This is a genomic window from Candidatus Jordarchaeum sp., from assembly GCF_052745115.1.
This window is the reverse complement of the sequence record NZ_JBRAKS010000400.1, coordinates 1-3342: the sequence shown is the minus strand read 5'-3', so window position 1 is coordinate 3342 and position 3342 is coordinate 1. Positions and strand designations below refer to the sequence as shown.

At 36.4% G+C, this 3342-nt stretch carries 1 protein-coding gene; it reads right to left on the bottom strand.

The window, feature by feature from the left end:
* Positions 1–545: 545 nt before the first annotated feature.
* The gene (locus ACUVXA_RS18495) at positions 546–3017 is read right to left on the bottom strand and encodes a M1 family metallopeptidase (RefSeq protein ID WP_445872765.1); all 2472 of its coding nucleotides are present in this window, start codon (positions 3015–3017) and stop codon (positions 546–548) included.
* Positions 3018–3342 lie beyond the last annotated feature (325 nt).

The window sequence follows — 3342 nt, the reverse complement described above, 5'->3', positions numbered from 1 at the left end:
AACAAAAAAAGGTTTTTTATAATTTGTCTAAAAAGCGAAGCTTATGTATGTTTTTATAAAATTTGGTGTGGTTTCAGGTTTCTTACTTTTTAGTAATACTTTATTTGGAATAAGTATTATTGAGCGTTTTATTATCTTTGATATTACTTTTTTAGTTAAAAATATTACTGATTATATAGATAAACATCAAAAAATTTATATATCCATATTGTAACGTACTATACATAATAAAAAAGGTGAAGTCAATGAAGATAAAAAAAGTTTCCAAGAAAGAAATCAAAGCCGCATGCAAATGTAGCTCAGACTGCTAAGCACCTCTATTTTTTTATTTTAAAACTTATTACCAATAATATTAAATGCCTTATTACCCTCCTAAAGTTATGATTAAACTTCCTCTATGTTTTTTAATCCAAATTTAAAAATGCGAACAATCTGGTATTATGATACTTATATCAACTCTCTTAAATTTGCTGATATAACTAAAGAGAATTTTAAGAAGTTTTCTATTTGGGGGATGGACAGTCTTGAGTAAATTTTAAAGATTTTTACGCATTTTTTAGCTTGGAATTAACTTCCATTAGTTCGAGGGCCATTTTTATTGTGTCTTGGCCTGTTTCTCTTTTCTTCATATATTCCTCAAAGAATTTTTTTACTTCAGTCTCTCGGTATAGGCCGCAAACAGGAATCAGACTGATAATTACCCTTTCAAAGTGTGCTGGGTGGAGCTGTTCTAATTTATCAAGGTTGTCAAGAAACCACTGCCACATATAATCCATCACCGCAGGATTTTGGCAAGCCATGTTGATTATTTGATTTCTGTTCTTTTTTGGAACATGCTCCAAATTAAACTCTAAAGCCTCTAATACTTTCTCTTTTTCTCTAAAACAACCTAGTGCGTTAAGAATAAGCAATTTTTCAATTTCCGGTGTGTCCGCAGACATTACCTTTTCCCGGAAGTGGTCAGGAGCTTTTTCATTGGTTACAGCTCCGATTTTTAATATGCTGGAGAGTATGTCTGCATGAACTTTTTTCCCGTCTAAAAGTTCTTGGAACTTTTCTGCTCCAAATTGAGCCACGCCTTGAGAGCCGAAGCTGAAAGCGGCCCAGAGTAGAGTATCCCTCATACTCGAAACTTGGAGCTCATCATCATCTTTAGGTTCAAAACCGATCTTTTCAAGAGCGTTTTCAAAGAGTCCTCTTCCCAGTTTTCTTATTTGTTCTCTCTGGGATTCAACCACTAGGTAAGCGTGCATCAAATTTTGGGAAATATCAATTAGGGGTAGAAACCTATCTTCTTGTCCAAAATATTTTTCCAGAAAATTCAAATAATCTGTTAAAGTATAGTCGCCTCTTCGGACTAGGGTATAGAAATCGTTTTCTAACCCAAAGCTATCCAATGGAGATAATTTTTTCTCTTTAACTAATTCTCCAAGTTCTTCCCACATTTCTTCTTCATATTTGACCCGATAGAATCCTGTCTGTTCAGTATTTATTTTAAAGGCAATTGTGTCCACTGGAATCTGAATACTGGTTGTTTTATCTCTAAAAAGGGTGCTGACGGTTTTTGTTTCTCCATTCTTTAGAAATAGCAAAATATTAACTGGAATTAGCCAAGATTTATTCGAATTGTTGGTAATATAGGTAAATGTTTGTTGAGTTAATAATAACTTGTTGCCGTTTCTTTTCACTTCAATTATAGGATAGCCGGCTTGATAGACCCAGCATTCAGCAAACTCATTAACCGGTTCACTGGTTGTTTCTTGAAATGCTTCCCAATATTCTTGGGACGTTGCACAGGAAAACTTGTATTTGTTTAAAAAGTTTTGAATCCCGTTTTTGAATTTCTCCTCTCCTAAGTATCCCACTAACATACGGAGAAGCGATGCACCTTTATCATAAATTATGGGTGCACTCGCTGCGTTAATACTGGCTTCTCTATCACCGGGCAATTCTACTGCCATTGTTTCAACTAGTGAGTCTCTTTTAAGACCACTTAGCATTAAGTCAGAAACAAAAATTTCCCACATGCCCCACTCTGGATAATAGTGATCAGTAATTGCGTAAGTGAAGTAGGACGCAAATGACTCATTAAGCCAGAGATATTTCCAATCAGCTGGACTCACCAAGTCTCCAAACCAAAGATGTGCAGTTTCGTGAGCAATTACAGACGCAATCCTTGCCATAACCGTTTTAGAAGTCACACCAGGATATACTAAGAGTGCATTTTCACGGAAAGTGATAGCTCCCCAGTTTTCCATAGCTCCGAAAGCAAAATCTGGGACAGCGATATAGTCACACTTGGCGATTGGAAATTCGATACCGGTGTATTCTTCACCATATTTTAAGGATTTTCGAGCCATCTGTAATCCAAAATTACCGTATCGGGTTTTTCCAGGAGTGGTCACTATTCTAATGGTTGGCCTTATGGAAGAATCTTCAATGAATTCAAAGTCCCCCACACCGAAGAAAAGCAGGTAGGTTGACATTCTTGGCGTACGCTCAAAGCGTATTAACTTTTTTCCCCCCTCTAACTTTTTTTCCTCAATAATAGGAGTGTTCGCAATTCCCATCAAATCTTCGTCAACAATAAATTCGATATCAAAAGTGGCCTTTTTTACGGGATGGTCAAAGCATGGAAATGCTCTTCGGGCTTCTCTCTCCTCGAATTGTGTGACTGCTATGTATTTTACTTCCCCATTTTGCTCATATTTACTTCGATAAAAGCCTTTCATTAAATCATTAATTTTACCAACGTAATCAATAGTTAATTCAATAATATCACTCATTTTTTCACAAAGATAAATTGTGATCTCCTCTGTTTTCGGATTACAATAAAATTTGCATTCGATACATTTATCGCCTTTTTTGACTTTACAAATCTGCAAATCTAAATCATTTGCATTTAAAACAATCTGGTCAACTGATTTTTCAGACCTTATCTTAATAACAGTTGTTCCCCGAAAGGTGAAACTTTTAAAATCAGGTTCTAGACGTATTTCATAGTGCAAAGGTTCCATACTTCATCGCCTCGTGGAAACAAAAAATGCAAAAACAATCTAAGTGGCGTTTCTAATTACAGTTCAACTATTATGAGCTATCAGGTAGGTTCTGATGCCAAATACGGTTGGTAAGGTTAATGTGTGAATATACCATTCTCTAACACATGTACATCTACATCGAGAACGGTATGATCCGCAACTCTGAATTGGTTCCTCTGATATTTGAGCTTTCCCTCCGCCTACGTCCCCTTCCCGTGAGGTGCCCCCACAGCGACTGCGCCTCAAGGGACATTATCAAGCATGGAAAGGGGAAGAGGAAGAACATCCCAGATGTGCAGCGCTA